This is a genomic window from Lentzea waywayandensis (assembly GCF_900115955.1).
GTDB classification, from domain to species: domain Bacteria; phylum Actinomycetota; class Actinomycetes; order Mycobacteriales; family Pseudonocardiaceae; genus Lentzea; species Lentzea waywayandensis.
This window is the reverse complement of sequence record NZ_FOYL01000013.1, coordinates 35,448-51,882: the sequence shown is the minus strand read 5'-3', so window position 1 is coordinate 51,882 and position 16,435 is coordinate 35,448. Positions and strand designations below refer to the sequence as shown.

Here is a 16,435-nt window from a genome sequence, read left to right as displayed (position 1 = left end):
CGCAGCCAAGCCTGCCACGTTAGGTTGGGAGCGAGGTAACTTGATGCCGCGATGCACGCCAACTACCCGCAGGAGGCCGTGATGATTCGGCCGGCTGCGCTGGGCGACTGCTGATGAGCAGCGCCGTGGGGATCGACCTCGAAGGCTGGCAGCGGCTCGTGGACGGGCTGCGCGAAGCCGTCTTCGTCGTGGACCCGGCCGGGGTGGTGCGCGTGCGCAACGCCGCGGCCGCCGACCGGTTCCCCCGGCTCGGCCTCGGCGGGCACTTCGACGTGCACGTCGCGGGCCGCCAGCACGACCTCGGCGAGGGCTGGAGTGCCTGGTACTTCACGGACTCCACGCTCGATCACGCCCATCTGCGGCTCGCCGGCGGCACGTCGCGGGAACTGACCCTGAAGACGATCGTGCAGCTCGCGGCGGAGTTGCTGGGCGAGCACTGCGTCGCCGTGGTGCCCGCCACCCGTGACCGGCTCGAGTGGTGGCGTTGCGGCGGAGGCGAACCGACGGTCGTGCGCACGCCTCGCCGGGCGTCCGAGATCTCCGAGGTGCTGACCGGTACGTCGACGCTGACCAGGATCACCTCATTGGGTGACGGCAGTTGGGGTGTGGAGGAGGACTTCGACGGCTGCGCCCTGGCCGTACCGCTGGGCGTCGGCGGCGCGCTGGTCGTGGTGCGCAAGGGCGACTTCGCGCCGAACGACGTCGAGCGCATCCGGTTGTTCGGCAAGCACGCGGCCGTGGCGCTGGAGTCGTCGTCGAAGCTGACCGAGCAGCAGCGGACGATCGAGGTGCTGCGGTCGGCGTTGCTGCCGTTGCCGCTGCCCGAGGTGCGCGGTGTGACGATGGCCTCGGTGTTCATCCCGGCCCACCAGCGCGCGATGGTCGGCGGCGACTTCTACGACGTGCACCCGCGCACGGACGGTTCGGCCACGTTCGCGCTGGGCGACGTCTGCGGCCACGGCCTGGAAGCCGCGGTCCACAGTGGACGTGTCCGGCAGTCGCTCCAGGCGCTGTCCCTGGTCGAGACGAACCCGGTGAGGCTGCTGCACCTGCTCAACACCTCGTTGCGCGCCACCGGCTCGAAGCTCTTCACCACGATCGTCGTCGGCGAGCTGGTGCCGCTGGCCAACGGGGGAGCGCGGCTGTCGCTCGCGTCCGGCGGCCATCCCGCGCCGATGATCCTGCGGGCGGACGGCAGCGTGCACGAGGTGAGCGCGCCCGGTGCGATCGTCGGCATCCTGTCGGACGTCCGGTTCTCCGGCGAGCAGGTCACGCTGGCACCGGGGGACACGCTGGTGCTGTACTCCGACGGGTTCACCGAGGCCCGCGCGCACACCGATCGCACGGAACTGTTCGGCGAGCAGCGGATGCGGGCGTTGTTGAAGGAGTGCAAGGGCCTGCCGGCGGAGGAGATCGCGCGGCACTGCGAGCGGGCCGTGCTCAAGTGGCTGGATCGGGACGATCACGACGACCTGGCCTTGCTGGCGGTCCAGGCCGTGTGAGTGAAATTCCCGGTACAAGCGTTCATCATCCGTTCGTTTGCCTCGCAAGCTTGACCGGTTGAGATCTGCGCATGTCCCACTCTCACGATCACTCGCACGGTGATCACACGCACCACCACCACGAGGTAGAGCCGGTCGAAGGCAGCTGGCTCGACCCCGAGGACGACCGTCCGTCGTCGGTGCGCCGCCGCGAGTTCCTGGCCGGCCTGGGCATCGCGGCCGGAGCGGTCGGTGCCGTCGGCGCCGGTGTCGCGGCCGGCACGGGCAAGGCCGAGGCGCACGTCCCCGTCAACCCGTGGGGCGGCGGTGAGCGCTGGTACTCGGGCGACCACCACATCCACACCCAGTACTCCGACGACGGCCAGTACACGATCGCGCAGCAGGTCGGGAAGGCCCACGAGTTCGGCCTCGACTGGGTCGTCATCACCGACCACGGTGGCGTCGCGCACCAGAAGTTCTCGATCGACCAGATCACGCCGGACATCGAGCGCGTCCGCCGTTCCCAGCGCGACGTGCTGGTCTACCAGGGCCTCGAGTGGAACATCCCCGGCGCGGAGCACGCCACCGTGTTCATGCCGCCCGGCAGGAACACCGTCGACATCCTCAAGGCCTTCGAGCTCTCCTACGACGGCCGCATCGCGAACAACACCGAGTCGCTCGCCCTGGCCGCGCTGCGGTACCTGGAGGCGCAGGTCCTCTCCGGACGGACCGAGATCGCGCTGATGTTCGCGAACCACCCGTCGCGGCGCGGTGTGGACAGCCCGCACGAGATCCGCGGCTGGCGCGACGCGGCTCCGGGCGTCGCGGTCGGCATGGAGGGCGCGCCCGGTCACCAGGCCGCCGGCACGCCGAAGTCCGCGGGCGGCTCCGGCCGTGCGCGCGGCTACTACGACACGGCCGCCCCCGGGCCGGAGTCGTTCCCCGGCTACCCCTTGGAGTCGTACCGCACGCACGGCGGGTTCGACTGGATGACCGCGAAGGTCGGCGGTCTGTGGGACTCCCTGCTCGCCGAGGGACGCCCGTGGTGGATCACCGCGAACTCGGACGTGCACCAGGTCTTCAACGACACCCTCACGCCGGGCAAGCAGGACTACGCCACGACCGGGTCGAAGGGCGCGCCGATCGACTCGGGCGTCAAGCAGACCACCTACGGCGACTTCTTCCCCGGCCAGTACGGCGCGAACGTCGTCGGCGCGCGGTCGAAGTCCTATGTGGACATCATGCGGGGCCTGCAGTCGGGCAAGGTGCTGACCGTGCACGGCCGCCTGATTGACGGCCTGGAGCTGCGCGTGCGGTCGCGTGACGACCTGCGCGGCGTGACGCTGGGCGGGCGGACGTTCGTGCGCCGCGGCGGCGACGTCGAGATCACGATCGAGATCGACCGCACCGACGGCCCGAACTTCTCGGGCACCAAGCCCGTGCTGGCCAAGGTCGACCTGATCTCGGGTCCGGTGACCGGTCCGTCCGCGGACCGCGACCTGTTCCTGGCGCCGGAGACGACGGTCGCGAAGACGTTCGAGGTGCCGCGCACGGGCAAGATCCGGTTCACGCACACCTTCAAGAACGTCGAGCGGTCGTTCTACCTGCGGCTGCGGGGAAGTGACGGCAAGCGGCTCACCTCGTCCGGTGACCCGATGGTCGACGAGATCGCCAACTCGGACCCGTGGGCCGACCTCTGGTTCTACGCCAACCCGGTGTTCGTGGACGTGATCTGAGTCCTTTCAGGACTACGGTGGTCGGGTGTCCATGAAGCGCGAGCCCGACCGCCTGGTTCTCTTCACCGACGCCGTGGTCGCCATCGCGATCACCTTGCTGGTGCTGCCGTTGGTGGAGATCACCTCGGAACCGGGCTCCGAGCCCGCGAGCGAGCTGGTCGCCCACCACTGGCCGCAGATCTTCAGCTTCCTGCTGAGCTTCGCGGTCATCGCGCACCTGTGGCTCACCCACCACCGGCTGTTCGAGAACGTGAAGCAGTACAACTCGGTGCTCGTGACGCTGAACATGGCCTGGCTGCTCACGATCGTGGTGCTGCCGTTCCCGACCGAGCTCGCCGGCCGGCCGGGTGAGGACCACTTCACGCAGTACTTCTACATCGGCACGATCACCGTCAGCAGCGTGTTGCTGACCGCGATCACGCTGCTCGTGCACGGCAACCCGGAGCTGGCCGTGGAAGCGCGCGGGCTCACGCGGCCGGTGGTGCTGCGGGCCATCATCCCGACCGTCGTGCTGCTGATCGCCCTCGTGCTGTCGCCGTTCATCAGCTACTGGGGCCTGCTGCTGTTGCTGGTCAGCCCGGTAGTGCAGCGGATCCGATGACGGCCAGCAGCTGAAGCTTCTCGTAGCTCTCGCTGCCGGGCGTCGCGGTGTAGACCAGCAGGAAGTGATTCTGGTCGGGGTCCAGCAACGTCTGGCACTGCAGTTCCAGCGCACCGACGCTCGGGTGGACGTACCGCTTGAACTCCTTGGGGCGCAGGCCGATCTCCTGGGCGGCCCACAGGGTCCGGAACTCCTCGCTGCGGGCGAGCAGCAGTTCGGTGTAGTGCGCGGCGCGGGAGCCGGGGCCGTGCCGGGTGAGGGCCTCGCGCAGGCCGGAGGCGAACATCCGGCCGAGGAACTCGTGGTCGTCGGGTGCGTACAGCGCGCGGGAGTCCGGGTCGGCGAACCACCGGTAGCCGAGGCTCCTGGCCGGGCCGGTGTACCGGCTCGCGTCGCCGGTGAGCGCGATGCCGAGCGGGGTCTGGCGCAGGGTCTCGCCGAGTTCCGTGACGATCTCGGCCGGGGTGTCCTGGAGGCGGTCGAAGATCCGCGCGAGGCCGGGGCTGACGTGCTCGCTGAGCGCGCCGCGGTGCGGTGGGCTGTGCCCGGCGAGCCGGAACAGGTGGTCGCGCTCGTCCAGCGACAGGTGCAGGCCCTGGGCGATCGCCGCGATCATCTGCTCGGACGGGTGTGTGCCGCGTTCCTGTTCCAGGCGCGCGTAGTAGTCGGTGGACATGTTGCACCGGGCGGCGACCTCCTCGCGGCGCAGCCCGTTGGTCCTGCGTCGCGGCCCGCGCCGGAGTCCGATGTCCTCGGGCTGCAACGCCTCCCTGCGGTGGCGCAGGAACGCCGCCAGGCCGGCTCGGTCGATCGCCACGTCGGCTCCCTTCGTCTCCCTGCTTTCTAACGTGCGCGCGCTGCCGTAGCCACGGAGCGAGAGGTCCTGGATGCGGGCGCGCTGGTCCGGCCACTGTGGAGGACAACACCACAACGAGCAGGGGAGTGCCCGATGGCCGGCAGGAAGTTCGACGTCGAGGTCCCGGATCTGACCGGCAGGCGGGCCGTCATCACCGGCGCCAGCGACGGTGTCGGACTCGGTATCGCGGGACGGCTCGCTGTGGCCGGGGCCGAGGTCGTCATGCCCGTCCGCAACCAGCGCAAGGGCGAGGCGGCGATCGCCGCGATCCGGCGGCAGGCTCCGGACGCCGACGTGTCGTTGCGCTCGCTCGACCTCTCCTCGCTGGCCTCGGTCACCGCGCTGGGCTCGGTGTTGCTGGCGGAGGACAGGCCCGTCCACATCCTGATCAACAACGCGGGCGTCATGACCCCGCCCGAGCGGCAGACGACCGCGGACGGGTTCGAGCTCCAGTTCGGCACCAACCACCTCGGCCACTTCGCTCTCGTCGCGCAGCTGCTGCCGTTGCTGAAGGCCGGCCGTGCGCGCGTGACCTCGCAGGTCAGCATCGCCGCCAACCAGAACGCCATCAACTGGGACGACCTGAACTGGGAGCGCTCGTACAACGGCGGCAAGGCCTACAGCCAGTCGAAGATCGCTTTTGGCCTGTTCGGACTGGAGCTCGCGCGGCGCAGCGAGGCGGGCGGCTGGGGCATCACGAGCAACCTCGCCCATCCCGGCGTGGCCCCCACGAACCTGCTCGCCGCCCGCCCGGAGGTCGGCCGCGCCAACGACACGCTCGGCGTGCGCGCGATCCGGGTCCTGTCCAGCGTGGGCGTCCTCGGCACCGTCGAGTCCGCCCAGCTCCCGGCACTGCTCGCCGCGACGGCACCGCAAGCCGGGGTGTTCTACGGGCCGAGCAGCTTCGGCCACCTGAGCGGACCGCCCGCCGAGCAGGCTCTCTACAGCCGTCTGCGCGGCACGGACGAGGCCCAGCGCGTGTGGCGGGTGTCCGAGGAGCTGGTCGCTAGCGGACTCCGTGCGGGCGGAACTGGACGCTGATCCTCGGCCCGACCACCTTCGAGGTCTTCGGGATGGCGTGCTCCCACGTGCGCTGGCACGAGCCGCCCATCACGAGCAGATCGCCGTGCCCCAACGCGTACCTGTGCGTCTCACCGCCTCCGCGCGGCCGCAGCAGCAGGGCACGCGGGGTGCCCACGGAGAGAATCGCGACCATCGTGTCCTCGGTCTGGCCGCGGCCGATCGTGTCGCCGTGCCACGCCACGCTGTCCCGCCCGTCGCGGTAGTAGCAGAGGCCGGCGGTCGTGAACGGTTCGTTCAGCTCAGGCAGGTAGTGCTCGGAGAGCACGTCGCGGGCCGCGGTGAGGACGTCGAACGGCAACGTGCCGCTGTAGAAGCAGAGCAGACGCGGCACGTCGACCACGGCGTCGTACATCTGGCGGCGTTCGGCACGCCACGGCACCTCGTCGACGAGCTGGTCGAACAACGCGTCGGCGCCCGCGAGCCAGCCCGGCTGCACGTCGATCCACGCGCCGTGGCCGAGTTCGGTGCGGCGCGGGGCGAGCGGGGCCAGTTCCGGCTCCGCGTCCAGGTCGAACAGTGATCCCTGGCGCATGGACCGCAGCATAATCGAACAGGTGTTCTATGGCCAACGAAGGTCGTTCGTAGCTGATAATGGCGGCATGACTGGGGATGACGACGAGGCAGGGCAGGCGGAGCGAACCGTCAACATCATCAGCGGGACGGTGTTCGGCACCGTCGTGCAGCTGGGAAGCGTCAACGGCAACGTCGTCTTCCCGGAGCCGAAGGCTTCCGCCGACTAGGGCTTCAGCACGGCCCACACGGCGTCCGCGACGATCTCGCGCGCCTCGGCCAGATCGAACACCCCGAGCAGGAACCGTCGCACCGACTCGTGCGCGGGTCCCATCACCACGGGCTCCAACGCCCACGGTGGCACAGTGCGCAGGTCGCCGGCCGCCATCCGGTCGAGGAACCAGGCCAGCACCGGCGCGAACTCCGCCATCTTGGCCGCCGGGTCGGCGTGGTCCGGTGCGGCGTAGAGGAAACGGGCCCGGCTGGGGTTCGCCATGACCCAGTCGAGGTAGCTCAGCGTCAGTCCGCGCACGCCCTCGGACGCCGTCTCTGCTTTCAGCGCGGGCAGCATCGCGGCGACGCAACGGGCGTAGCTGTCGGCGTAGAGCTGCGCGAACACGCCCGCACGGCTGCCGAAGTGGTGGTAGATGCTGCCGTTGGACATGCCGGACCGCTCGGTCAGCGCCGCGATCGTGACGGCGTCGAGGCCGCCTTCCTCGACGAGCCTGAGCGCCGCGTCGAGGAGAGACTGTCGTCGGTCGGACATGAGAGTTAGAGTACCGCTCTGGAGCGACGCTCCAGAGAAGGGGAGAGCAATGGCGCTGTCGATTCCCGGCCTGCTGCGCGACCGGGTCGCCCGCACGCCCGACGCCGAGGCGATGCGGTACCGCGACAACGGTGGCTGGATCTCGCTCACGTGGTCCGAGCTGCAGGAACGGGTCGCCGCCGAGGCGTTCGGCCTGGGTGGGCAGGGCCTGCGCAAGGGCGACCGCGTGGCGTTGATGGGGCGCACGAGCATCGAGTGGATCGTCACCGACCTCGCCGTGCTCGCCGCCGGGGGCGCCACCACCACGATCTACCCGAACAGCACGGCCGCGGAGGTCGCGCACATCATCGGCGACTCCGGCAGCCGGATCGTGGTCGTCGAGACCGACGAGCACGCCGCGATGATGCCGGACGGTGTCGAGGTGCTGCGGTTCGGCGCGGTTCCTCAGGCTTCGGGCGACTACGAGGCGTTGATCGACGGGCTCGCGCCGGACGACCTGGCGACGTTGATCTACACCTCGGGCACGACCGGCACGCCCAAGGGCGTCGAGCTCACCCACGACAACTGGCTGACGACGTCGGAAGCCATTGCGTCCCTGGGTATTCTGCAGCCGACCGACCTGCACTTCCTGTGGCTGCCGCTGTCGCACGCGTTCGGCAAGGTGCTGACGATGGCGATGATCGCCGCGGGCGTGCCGACGGCCGTCGACGGCAGTGTCGAGCGGATCGTGGACAACCTCGGCGAGCTGCGACCGTCCATCGTGGCCGCCGCGCCGCGCATCTTCGAGAAGATCCACGGCCGGATCGTCGCGGGAGCGCGGGAGAAGGGCGGCGCCACCGAGAAGATCTTCCGGTGGGCCGACCGCGAGCACGGCCCGGCGACGCGCTGGCTCGCGGATCGCCTGGTGTACCGCAAGTTGCGCGACCGGGTGGGCGGCCGGATCCGCTACTTCGTGTCGGGCTCGGCGCCGCTCGCGCCGGAGATCGCGGAGTTCTTCGAGCGCGCCGGCATCACGATCCTGGAGGGCTACGGGCTCACCGAGTCGTCCGCGGCGACGTTCTTCAACCGGCCGGGCATGATCCGGATCGGCACGGTCGGGCCGCCGATCCCCGGCATGGAGGTCAAGATCGCCGACGACGGCGAGGTGCTGCTGCGCGGCCCCGGCGTGATGCGCGGCTACCACAACCGGCCGGACGCGACCGCGGAGTCGCTGGTCGACGGCTGGCTGCACACCGGCGACATCGGCGAGCTCGACGACGCGGGCCGGTTGAAGATCACCGACCGCAAGAAGGAACTGATCAAGACCTCGGGCGGCAAGTACGTGGCGCCGACCCGGATCGAGAGCATGATCAACGCGGCGTCGCCGTACATCAGCAACGTGATCGTGCACGGCGACCGGCGCAAGTACTGCGTGGCGCTCGTGACGCTCGACCCGGACACCGCCGCGGGGCTCACCGATGCGGAGTCCGAGGTCGAGAACGCCGTCAAGACCGTCAACGCGCAGCTCGCGCGGCACGAGACGATCAAGCGTTTTGCCGTTCTGGAGCACGACTTCAGCGTCGAGGACGGGTTGCTGACCGCGTCGCTGAAGCCGCGCCGGCGTGAGATCGAGAAGCGCTACAAGGACGTTCTCGACGGTCTTTACTGATCAGACCAGCGGGCCGTAGAGGTTGTTGCCGGCGGCCTTAGGGTCGGTGCTGGTGAAGTACTCCCTGGTGGCGACCGAGATCTCGGCGCGCGTCAGGTAACCGCTGGCGTCGGCGTCGAGCAGGCGGAACGACTCCTCGGCGGCGGGCAGGGGAGTGCCGTAGCCGCCCTGAAGGCGCAGCCAGTCGTTCATGCTCAGCCTGCCGTCGCCGTCCTCGTCGCCGATGACGAGCAACGCGTCGATGGCCGGCTGGAAGATCGTGTCGTAGCTGTCGTCCTCGGCGAGAACCGCCATGCCCGCGACGAACTCGCCGCGGGAGACGCGGCCGTCACCATCGGTGTCGAGCGAACCGACGAGCGAGGTCCACACCTGCTGGAACCCGTCCGCCACCGACTTCGCGCGCTCGGAAGCAGGGTCGTAGCCGCACGCCGTGGCGACCTCTTCGCCGCGCTGCACGAAGTCCTCGTGTTCGATGTACCCGTTGCCGTTGGCGTCGAAGTGGTTGAAGAAGTTGTCCCACTTGCGATCCAGCAGTGCCTGCGTCATTTTTCCCTCTGGTGTCAACAAACTGGTGATCATCTTCGGGATCGGCAGGCCGGGTGGAATCCTTGCGGTGATCGACCGTTTCGGGTGAAGGTTTCGGTGTCGCCTGGAATTGAGGCGAACCGCCCACCGGCGGATGTGGTGGGCGGTTCGCCGGACATTCGGTCAGCGGCGGCCGCGCGGTTCGTCGTGGCGCTCGACCTCGACGCGTTCCTTGCGGACCTCGCCCTTGACGTCCTTCTGCTCGGTGACCGCGTCCTTCTCCAGCCGCACCCGCTCCACGGCCTCGGTGCGCTTCTGCACCACCGGTTCCTCGCGGTGCAGCGTGACTTCCGCCTGTTCGTCGGCGAACGCCTTGCCGCTGCTGCCTTCCGCGGGTTCGCGGACGACCCGGACCTCCTCGTGCGTGACCGGCACGGTGACGTTGCGCTGCTCGGTGACCGTGTGCTTGACCAGCCGCACCCGGCCCGTCTCGACGCTGCGGGTGCCGACGTCGAGCCTCTCCTCCGAGAGCGTGACCTCGGCCGCGTGGCCCGCGCCACGCTGCCGGCCGTTGCCGTCGAGCCGGTCGTGCTCACCGGTCTTGGCCTGCGGGATCATCCCGTAGTGCCGGTAGAGCGCCTCCTGCTCCTGGTCCGACATGTGGTCGCCCGAGGTGTGCGTGCTCGGCGACTCCTTCACCTGCTCCTTGGTGACGGGGACGGTGATCGCGCCGCCCGCCACCTGTCCCTGCTGGATCGGGACGAAGCTCTCCTTCATGCCGAACAGTCCGGTGTGGACCTCGGCCCACATCGGCCTGCCGGTGCCGTCCTCGAGCCACACCCGCTTGACCGAACCGATCTTCTCGCCCCGGTTGTCGATCACGTCGCAGTCGTACAGAGCCTCAACGTGCGTCTGATCGATCATCGTGTCGTCCCTCCGCGTCGGCTGTTGCCTGCCACCGCGAAGTACCCGCCGCTGTGAGTTCGATCGCGGGTGCCCACCGACCGGGTGACCGTGCCCGCGTGGCGAGTTCAGCCGACCGGGCGACCCTCTCACCAGGCGATGACGCCCTCGTCGTCGAAGAAGCCGCCGCGCGGCCCGTCGTCCGGCAGGGTGGCGAGCCGGAGCGCGATCGCGGCGCCCTGCTCGGGTGTGCGCGGTGAGGCGAAGCCGGTGAAGTCGGTCGCGACGTAGCCGGGGCAGCAGGCGTTCACGATGACGTTCGTGCCGTCGAACGCCCGCGCGTACTGCACCGTGATGCTGTTGAGCATCGACTTCGACGGCGCGTACGCGGCCATGATCGGACCGGTTCGCAACGCGAGCGAACCCATGTTGCTCGACACGTTGACGATTCGTGGCGAGGTGGCCTGGCGCAGCAACGGGAGCATCGCGTTCGTCACCCGGACGACCCCGAACACGTTGGTGTCGAGGACGGTGCGGACGACGTCGAGGTCCAGTGTCGTCGGGTCCTGTGCTCCCGCATCGGTCCGTCCGCCGATGCCGGCGTTGTTGACGAGCACGTCGAGCCGTTCGATCGTCGCCGCGGCCTCCGCGACGCTGTCGTCGGAGGTGACGTCCAGTGCCACTCCGAACGCGTCGATTCCCCTGGCGCGCAAGCGCTCGACGGCATCCTTGCGGCGGACGTCGTCGCGTGCGCCCACCGCGACCCTGAAGCCGAGCGCCCCGAGCCCTTGGGCGATGGCGAAGCCGATTCCCTTGTTCGCGCCGGTGACCAGCGCGGTTTTCGTGTCCTTCACCCGACCCATGCTCGGCCCGCTGTGCACGTGCTGTCCAAGATCGATTCAGTAAGCTCTGATACCCACCGGGTATTAGGCTCGGGTTCGTGGACGATCTGGAGACCCGCGAGCTCCGCTACTTCGTGGCCGTCGCGGAGGAGCTCCACTTCGGGCGTGCCGCCGAACGGCTCGGGATCGCCCAGCCGCCCCTCTCACGGGCGATCACCCAGCTGGAACGACGGCTCGGCGTCCGGCTGCTCGACCGGGACCGTCGTGGCGCGGCGCTCACCGACGCGGGCCGGGTGTTGTTGCGGGAGGCCAGAACGGCCCTCGACGCGGTCTCGGCCGCCGTCCGCCGTACCCGTCGAGCGGGGGATCCGGAACGCCCGTTGGTGCTGGTGACGAAGGCCGGAGCGTCGCACGAGCTGCTGCGAGCGCTTCTCGACGCGCTGGCCGACCCGGTCGAGGTGCTGCTGTGCGAGGTGGGGGAGCAGGCGCACCGGCTGCGCGACGGGCAGGCCGACGTGGCGTTGATGCACCGCCCGTTCGACGACCTCGCCGGGTTCGACACCGCCGACCTGCACACCGAGAGCCAGGTGGCGATCGTCCCGGCGGCGCATCCGCTCGCGGCCCGCGAGAGCGTCACGCTGGCGGAGGTCAGCGCCGTGCCGGACCTGCCGATCGCCCGCTGGCCCCGGCTCGACGGGACCTATCCGGACGGGCCAGGACCCGAGGTGCGCACCCAGTCGCAGCTCGCCCAGCTCGTGGCGCTCGGCAGGACCCTGCTCGTCATCCCCGCCTCCAGCCGTGCCTGGCAGTGGCCGGAGCACGTTGCGGTGCCCGTGGTGGACGCGCCGGAGGTCACCACCTTGCTCGCCTGGCCGCCGGGCTCGCCAGTGGCCTCACTGGTTCGCTCGGCGGCCAAGCTCAGCTTCTAGTCGCAGACGGCTCCGCGTGACGCCGAGCCGACCAGCTTGGCGTACTTGGCGAGCACACCGCGTTCGTAGCGCGGAGGCAGCGGTGCCCAGCCGTCCTTGCGGCTGTCCAGGTCGGCGTCCACGTCGAGCGTGCCCTTGGCGACGTTCAGCGTGATCTGGTCGCCGTCGCGCACGAACGCGATGGGCCCGCCGTCGACCGCTTCCGGCGCGACGTGCCCGACGCAAAGTCCTGTCGTACCACCGGAGAACCGGCCGTCGGTGAGCAGCAGGACGTCCTTGCCGAGGCCCGCGCCCTTGATCGCCGCGGTGATCGCGAGCATCTCGCGCATGCCGGGCCCGCCCTTGGGGCCCTCGTAGCGGATGACCACGACGTCGCCGGCGGTGATGGTGCCGTCCTCCAGCGCGTCCATCGCGGCGCGTTCGCGGTCGAACACCCGCGCGGTGCCGGTGAAGACGTCCGAGTCGAAGCCCGCCGACTTCACCACGGCGCCGTCCGGGGCCAGCGAGCCCTTGAGGATCGTGATGCCGCCGGTGTGGTGGATGGGCTTGTCGAGCGCGCGCAGCACCAGGCCGTCCGGGTCGGGCGGGTTGATGTCGGCGAGGTTCTCGGCGACCGTGCGACCGGTGACGGTGAGGCAGTCGCCGTGCAGCAGACCGGCGTCCAGCAGCGCCTTCATCACCACGGGCACGCCGCCGATGCGGTCGACGTCCGTCATCACGTGCCGTCCGAACGGCTTCATGTCCGCGAGGTGCGGCACGCGCTCGCCGATGCGGCTGAAGTCGTCCAGCGACAGCTCGACGCCGGCCTCGTGCGCGATGGCGAGCAGGTGCAGCACCGCGTTGGTGGAGCCACCGAACGCCATGACGACGGCGATCGCGTTCTCGAACGCCTCGCGCGTCATGATCTGCCGCGCGGTGATGCCCTTGCGCAGCATCTCGACCACGGCCTGGCCGGAGCGGCGCGCGAACCCGTCCCGGCGGCGGTCGGTGGCCGGGGGAGCGGCACTGCCGGGCAACGACATGCCCAGCGCCTCGGCCGCACTGGCCATGGTGTTCGCCGTGTACATGCCACCGCACGCGCCCTCGCCGGGGCAGATCGCGCGTTCGATCAGGTCGACGTCCTCACGGCTCATCAGTCCGCGCGCGCAGGCCCCGACGGCCTCGAACGCGTCGATGATCGTGACCTCCTTCTCGGTGCCGTCGGTCAGCGTGACCCGGCCCGGCAGGATCGAGCCCGCGTAGAGGAACACGCTGGCCAGGTCGAGCCGCGCCGCCGCCATCAGCATGCCGGGCAACGACTTGTCGCAGCCCGCGAGCAGCACCGAGCCGTCCAGCCGCTCGGCCATCATCACGGTCTCGACGCTGTCGGCGATCACCTCGCGCGAGACCAGCGAGAAGTGCATGCCCTCGTGGCCCATCGAGATGCCGTCCGACACCGAGATCGTGCCGAACTCCAGCGGATACCCGCCCGCCGCGTGCACGCCGTCCTTCGACGCCTTCGCGAGGCGGTCCAGCGACAGGTTGCACGGCGTGATCTCGTTCCACGACGAGGCGACGCCGATCTGCGGCTTCTCCCAGTCCTCGTCACCCATGCCGACGGCCCGGAGCATGCCGCGCGCGGCGGTGCGCTCCAGGCCGTCGGTCACGTCGCGGCTGCGTGGCTTCACGTCCGGTGTCTCGGTCATGAGCGCACGCTAGTACCTCTTAGCTGGGGTTGGCTGCGTGAGTCAGCGTCTCCCACGCGATGAAGAGGTTGTCGGTCCCGTGTGGACGCTTCGACTCCGTGTAGAGCTTGGTGTTCGCCATCGCGATGCCCAGCCGGGTGTTCAGCGCGTTGTAGCTGACCTCCGGCGTCGGCCCGAGCTCACGGCTGTACGAGCCGCCGCACAGCCACGACGGCACCGGCTCACCGTTCTGGTACTTGGTGTGCAGGCCCCACGCGTGCCGCATGCGGTCCTTGATCTCACCCCAGATGTCCTGCCCCTGGATCCGCGCGGTCTCGGCGAGGTGCGAGGCGGCGGAGAGTCCGTAGGCCGTGTGGGCGAAGTCGCGGCAGGTCTCCTGGGTGAGGCCGTCGACGAACGTGGACTGGTTGTGCCAGTAGGAGATGATCTCGGCCCTGGTGTCGATGCCACTGCCCGGCGGCGTCTTCGGCAGCGCGCCGTCGGTGGTCAGGTAGATGAACGCCTGGATGCGCGTCCGGAAGATGCCGATCGCCTTGTCGTAGGCGGCCTTGTCCTCCAGGAACACCGCGATGCCGATCGACGCCTCCATCATGCTCAGTTCCCAGTTGCCGTTGGTGTTCGCGCGGCCGTTCTGGATCTCGGGCAGGTAGACGTTGCGCAGCATCGTGCCGAACCTGGCGCTGTTGGGCCAGGTTCCGTAGACGTGCTTCATGATCTCGGCGGCCTTGGGCCAGCTGCTCGCCGACCACGCGGTCTGCAGCGGTGCGTTCGAGTTGGTGTGGTCGCGGATCGTGGCCGACCAGGCGTCCATGATCTGGATCGCCTTGGTCGCGTACCTGGCGTCCCGGGTGACGTACCAGGCCAGGGAGAGGGTGTAGGCCGCGAGCGCGTCCTCGCGTTCGTCGGTGCAGCCGTTGTTGGGATTGCTGACGGGACCGCATTCCACGACGGCGCGAGGCTTCGGCGTGCGGTTCAGGTCGGCGTACTTCGACGCCATCATGCGGTCGTAGGCGAGCTTCCACGGCTGTGCGCCGGCCAGGACCTTGGTGCGCGTGAAGTCGAGCTGTGGCCGGGAGACCACGACTCCTGGGTGGACGAACGTCGCCGGCGCCGCCTGAGCTGAGCCGGTGACCGGGACCAGAAGAGATGCCAGCAGTGCGATCAGCACCGTGCAGGAGCGGGTGACCATGCGGCCAGTGTTAGTGGTCTATACCTTTGCGGTCAACCATTCCGGCACAACGTTCACGCTGGTGAACAGACCTCAAGCAGGACAACGAAAATCCCCCGGTGCGCGGGAGGGGCACCGGGGGATTTCGCCTATCTGAACTACGAGGTCAGAGCGTCACTCGCGGCACTTCTTGCCCGTGTTCACGCAGTTGACGAGGCGGTTCATGATCTTCTGCGACATCACGTTGGCGAAGTCGTCGTGGTCGGTGAGCGGGTTGTGCTCCTCCTCCGGGAAGGAGTCGACCAGGTAGCGACCGTCCTTCTGGACGTCCAGCGGGATGTTGTAGGTCAGGGAGATCCGCAGCTGGGGAACAGCCTTGAAGCCCTTCTTGCACTTGCCGTTCGCGTCGGGGAACACGATGTGGTCCCGGTGGTTGGCCGAGTCGATGTTCTTGCCGTCCCAGCAGCTCGGGAAGTCGTGCACGCGCTTGACCTTCGAGCCCTGCGGGCAGATCGGGTACTTGTCCATCAGGACCTTGTCCTCGAAGCCGGAGCAGGTCCACGAGGCCTTGGCGTTCTTCGGGCCGTTCTGGCCGGCCTTCGCGTCACCGTAGAGAACGCGGAGGAACTTCGGCATCGCGACGACCTTGCCGGTCGGGCTGCCGCGGAACTGCAGGTCGACGACGGCGGGGCGCTGGATCTCGCCCTCGTTGCCCTCGAGCTCGTTCTCGGCGTTCTCCTCGGGGTTGTTCTGCTGCTTCTTGGCCTCGGTGCCCTCGGCCTGAGCGGCTTCGGCGTTCTCGCCGCCGTTGTCGAGACCCTTCGCGCCCGCGGCCTTGTCCTTCACCGCACAGGCGGCGGCCGGGTTCAGGTCGGGAGCCTGCTTGCCCTGGCGGCTGAACGCCAGCATCATCCGGTTCAGGATGGCGGCGCGCTTCTCACGCGTAGGGCCGACGATGATGTTGTCGCGGTCCTGGGCCTTGGTGGCCGCGACCTTCTTCTCGGCCTCCTCGGTCACCTTCTCGATGTTCTCGAGTTCCTTGTCGATCTCCGCCTGGGCCGCGTCCGGCACGTCCTCGGGCAGCAGCGACGCGACGTCGGGGCACTCGAGGGCGGGTGCGGCCTTGTCGGCCTTGTCCTTGTCCTGCTGCGCCTTGTCGTCCTTCTTCGGCGGGGCCTGCTCGGCGGGAGGCGCGGCCTCTTCCGGCTCCTCGTCGACGATGCGCACGACGGGCCAGAAGTACGCGGACTTGTCGCCGTTCTTGCAGGTCGTGCCTGCCGCCTGCAGCGACTTGTTGTTCGAGTCCGCGTTGGTGGAGAGGTTGCCGACGTAGTCGTGCAGGTGCTGGGCACCGTTGCGAACACCAGGCTGCGCGATGAAGTTGTCCGGGTTGAAGTGCCCGTTCTCGTTCCGCCCGCAGTTCACGGTGAACGTGCCTGTGGTGGCGTCGTTCTCCGGCTTTGGTTTTTTGACGTTCGGCTTCACCTTGGTGATGTCGACGAACAAGCTCTTGTCCGGCCCGTCGGCGAGCGCGGCGCCATCAGAAGAACTGATGGCCACCACCGCGGCACCGCCCGCGACCACGGCCATCGCCGCCGCGGCGGCGGTGAGCCAGATCGTGGATTTCCTCCGGTGAATAGCCATTTGCCACCTCGTGGTAGTCCGATAAAACGGCATGGTGAAGCTGACGGCGGTATGGGGC

The 16,435-nt window shown here is 69.2% G+C and carries 16 protein-coding genes; 7 read left to right on the top strand and 9 right to left on the bottom strand.

Annotated features, from left to right (window positions below; genetic code table 11):
• The first annotated feature begins 113 nt into the window (after window positions 1–113).
• From BM417_RS36550 to BM417_RS36540, 3 genes are all read left to right on the top strand, one after another.
• Complete coding sequence (locus BM417_RS36550; RefSeq protein WP_093604018.1) at window positions 114–1,502, top strand: PP2C family protein-serine/threonine phosphatase; 1,389 nt, start codon at window positions 114–116, stop codon at window positions 1,500–1,502.
• A 71-nt stretch (window positions 1,503–1,573) separates the two neighbouring features.
• Window positions 1,574–3,217 carry a PHP domain-containing protein gene (locus BM417_RS36545; RefSeq protein WP_143138959.1) on the top strand — a complete coding sequence of 548 codons (1,644 nt, stop codon included), beginning with the start codon at window positions 1,574–1,576 and terminating at the stop codon, window positions 3,215–3,217.
• Between the two features lie 31 nt (window positions 3,218–3,248).
• Window positions 3,249–3,818, top strand: a complete 570-nt coding sequence (locus BM417_RS36540) for a TMEM175 family protein (protein WP_093604014.1) — start codon at window positions 3,249–3,251, stop codon at window positions 3,816–3,818.
• Here BM417_RS36540 and BM417_RS36535 read toward each other — a convergent pair.
• Window positions 3,790–4,629, bottom strand: a complete 840-nt coding sequence (locus BM417_RS36535) for a helix-turn-helix transcriptional regulator (protein ID WP_218164688.1) — start codon at window positions 4,627–4,629, stop codon at window positions 3,790–3,792. The two genes, BM417_RS36540 and BM417_RS36535, sit on opposite strands and share 29 nt — an antisense overlap.
• A gap of 138 nt (window positions 4,630–4,767) precedes the next feature.
• Here BM417_RS36535 and BM417_RS36530 point away from each other — a divergent pair, with 138 nt between their 5' ends.
• Entirely contained in the window at window positions 4,768–5,715 is a 948-nt protein-coding gene (locus BM417_RS36530; RefSeq protein ID WP_093604010.1) for an SDR family oxidoreductase, read from the top strand.
• Here BM417_RS36530 and BM417_RS36525 read toward each other — a convergent pair.
• On the bottom strand, window positions 5,681–6,289 hold the full coding sequence (locus tag BM417_RS36525; RefSeq protein WP_245822452.1) for an alpha-ketoglutarate-dependent dioxygenase AlkB: 609 nt from the start codon (window positions 6,287–6,289) through the stop codon (window positions 5,681–5,683). The genes BM417_RS36530 and BM417_RS36525 overlap by 35 nt on opposite strands.
• Before the next feature lie 67 nt (window positions 6,290–6,356).
• Here BM417_RS36525 and BM417_RS48195 point away from each other — a divergent pair, with 67 nt between their 5' ends.
• Window positions 6,357–6,497 carry a hypothetical protein gene (locus BM417_RS48195; RefSeq protein WP_177320800.1) on the top strand — a complete coding sequence of 47 codons (141 nt, stop codon included), beginning with the start codon at window positions 6,357–6,359 and terminating at the stop codon, window positions 6,495–6,497.
• Here BM417_RS48195 and BM417_RS36520 read toward each other — a convergent pair.
• Window positions 6,494–7,033 carry a TetR/AcrR family transcriptional regulator gene (locus tag BM417_RS36520; RefSeq protein WP_093604006.1) on the bottom strand — a complete coding sequence of 180 codons (540 nt, stop codon included), beginning with the start codon at window positions 7,031–7,033 and terminating at the stop codon, window positions 6,494–6,496. The two genes, BM417_RS48195 and BM417_RS36520, sit on opposite strands and share 4 nt — an antisense overlap.
• A 49-nt stretch (window positions 7,034–7,082) precedes the next feature.
• Between BM417_RS36520 and BM417_RS36515 the strand changes: the two genes are divergently transcribed.
• On the top strand, window positions 7,083–8,681 hold the full coding sequence (locus BM417_RS36515) for an AMP-dependent synthetase/ligase (RefSeq protein WP_093604004.1): 1,599 nt from the start codon (window positions 7,083–7,085) through the stop codon (window positions 8,679–8,681).
• Here BM417_RS36515 and BM417_RS36510 read toward each other — a convergent pair whose 3' ends face one another.
• The 3 genes from BM417_RS36510 to BM417_RS36500 all read right to left on the bottom strand — a co-directional run bounded on the left by BM417_RS36510 (window position 8,682) and on the right by BM417_RS36500 (window position 10,972).
• The gene (locus tag BM417_RS36510) at window positions 8,682–9,227 is read right to left on the bottom strand and encodes an EF-hand domain-containing protein (RefSeq protein ID WP_093604002.1); all 546 of its coding nucleotides are present in this window, start codon (window positions 9,225–9,227) and stop codon (window positions 8,682–8,684) included.
• A 162-nt stretch (window positions 9,228–9,389) separates the two neighbouring features.
• Window positions 9,390–10,130, bottom strand: a complete 741-nt coding sequence (locus BM417_RS36505) for a DUF2382 domain-containing protein (RefSeq protein ID WP_093604000.1) — start codon at window positions 10,128–10,130, stop codon at window positions 9,390–9,392.
• Window positions 10,131–10,258: 128 nt separating this feature from the next.
• Complete coding sequence (locus BM417_RS36500; RefSeq protein ID WP_177320799.1) at window positions 10,259–10,972, bottom strand: SDR family oxidoreductase; 714 nt, start codon at window positions 10,970–10,972, stop codon at window positions 10,259–10,261.
• A 77-nt stretch (window positions 10,973–11,049) separates the two neighbouring features.
• Between BM417_RS36500 and BM417_RS36495 the strand changes: the two genes are divergently transcribed.
• Complete coding sequence (locus BM417_RS36495; protein ID WP_093603996.1) at window positions 11,050–11,880, top strand: LysR family transcriptional regulator; 831 nt, start codon at window positions 11,050–11,052, stop codon at window positions 11,878–11,880.
• On the opposite strand, the gene ilvD is transcribed toward BM417_RS36495, so the two are convergent.
• From ilvD to BM417_RS36480, 3 genes are all read right to left on the bottom strand, one after another.
• A complete protein-coding gene (ilvD, locus tag BM417_RS36490) occupies window positions 11,877–13,565 on the bottom strand; it encodes a dihydroxy-acid dehydratase (RefSeq protein ID WP_093603995.1) in 1,689 nt (562 codons plus the stop codon). The two genes, BM417_RS36495 and ilvD, sit on opposite strands and share 4 nt — an antisense overlap.
• Before the next feature lie 19 nt (window positions 13,566–13,584).
• Window positions 13,585–14,754: an alginate lyase family protein gene (locus tag BM417_RS36485; protein WP_093603993.1), complete on the bottom strand. Its 1,170-nt coding sequence runs from the start codon at window positions 14,752–14,754 to the stop codon at window positions 13,585–13,587.
• Window positions 14,755–14,907: 153 nt separating this feature from the next.
• Window positions 14,908–16,377, bottom strand: a complete 1,470-nt coding sequence (locus BM417_RS36480; RefSeq protein ID WP_093603991.1) for a DUF1996 domain-containing protein — start codon at window positions 16,375–16,377, stop codon at window positions 14,908–14,910.
• Between the last annotated feature and the right edge of the window lie 58 nt (window positions 16,378–16,435).

Bases quoted from the DNA above. Each gene is read 5' to 3' on its own strand.
- BM417_RS36550 (WP_093604018.1), top strand. From the start codon at position 114: ATGAGCAGCGCCGTGGGGATCGACCTCGAAGGCTGGCAGCGGCTCGTG.
- BM417_RS36545 (WP_143138959.1), top strand. From the start codon at position 1,574: ATGTCCCACTCTCACGATCACTCGCACGGTGATCACACGCACCACCAC.
- BM417_RS36540 (WP_093604014.1), top strand. From the start codon at position 3,249: ATGAAGCGCGAGCCCGACCGCCTGGTTCTCTTCACCGACGCCGTGGTC.
- BM417_RS36530 (WP_093604010.1), top strand. From the start codon at position 4,768: ATGGCCGGCAGGAAGTTCGACGTCGAGGTCCCGGATCTGACCGGCAGG.
- BM417_RS36525 (WP_245822452.1), bottom strand. From the start codon at position 6,289: ATGCGCCAGGGATCACTGTTCGACCTGGACGCGGAGCCGGAACTGGCC.
- BM417_RS48195 (WP_177320800.1), top strand. From the start codon at position 6,357: ATGACTGGGGATGACGACGAGGCAGGGCAGGCGGAGCGAACCGTCAAC.
- BM417_RS36520 (WP_093604006.1), bottom strand. From the start codon at position 7,033: ATGTCCGACCGACGACAGTCTCTCCTCGACGCGGCGCTCAGGCTCGTC.
- BM417_RS36515 (WP_093604004.1), top strand. From the start codon at position 7,083: ATGGCGCTGTCGATTCCCGGCCTGCTGCGCGACCGGGTCGCCCGCACG.
- BM417_RS36510 (WP_093604002.1), bottom strand. From the start codon at position 9,227: ATGACGCAGGCACTGCTGGATCGCAAGTGGGACAACTTCTTCAACCAC.
- BM417_RS36505 (WP_093604000.1), bottom strand. From the start codon at position 10,130: ATGATCGATCAGACGCACGTTGAGGCTCTGTACGACTGCGACGTGATC.
- BM417_RS36500 (WP_177320799.1), bottom strand. From the start codon at position 10,972: ATGGGTCGGGTGAAGGACACGAAAACCGCGCTGGTCACCGGCGCGAAC.
- ilvD (WP_093603995.1), bottom strand. From the start codon at position 13,565: ATGACCGAGACACCGGACGTGAAGCCACGCAGCCGCGACGTGACCGAC.
- BM417_RS36485 (WP_093603993.1), bottom strand. From the start codon at position 14,754: ATGGTCACCCGCTCCTGCACGGTGCTGATCGCACTGCTGGCATCTCTT.
- BM417_RS36480 (WP_093603991.1), bottom strand. From the start codon at position 16,377: ATGGCTATTCACCGGAGGAAATCCACGATCTGGCTCACCGCCGCCGCG.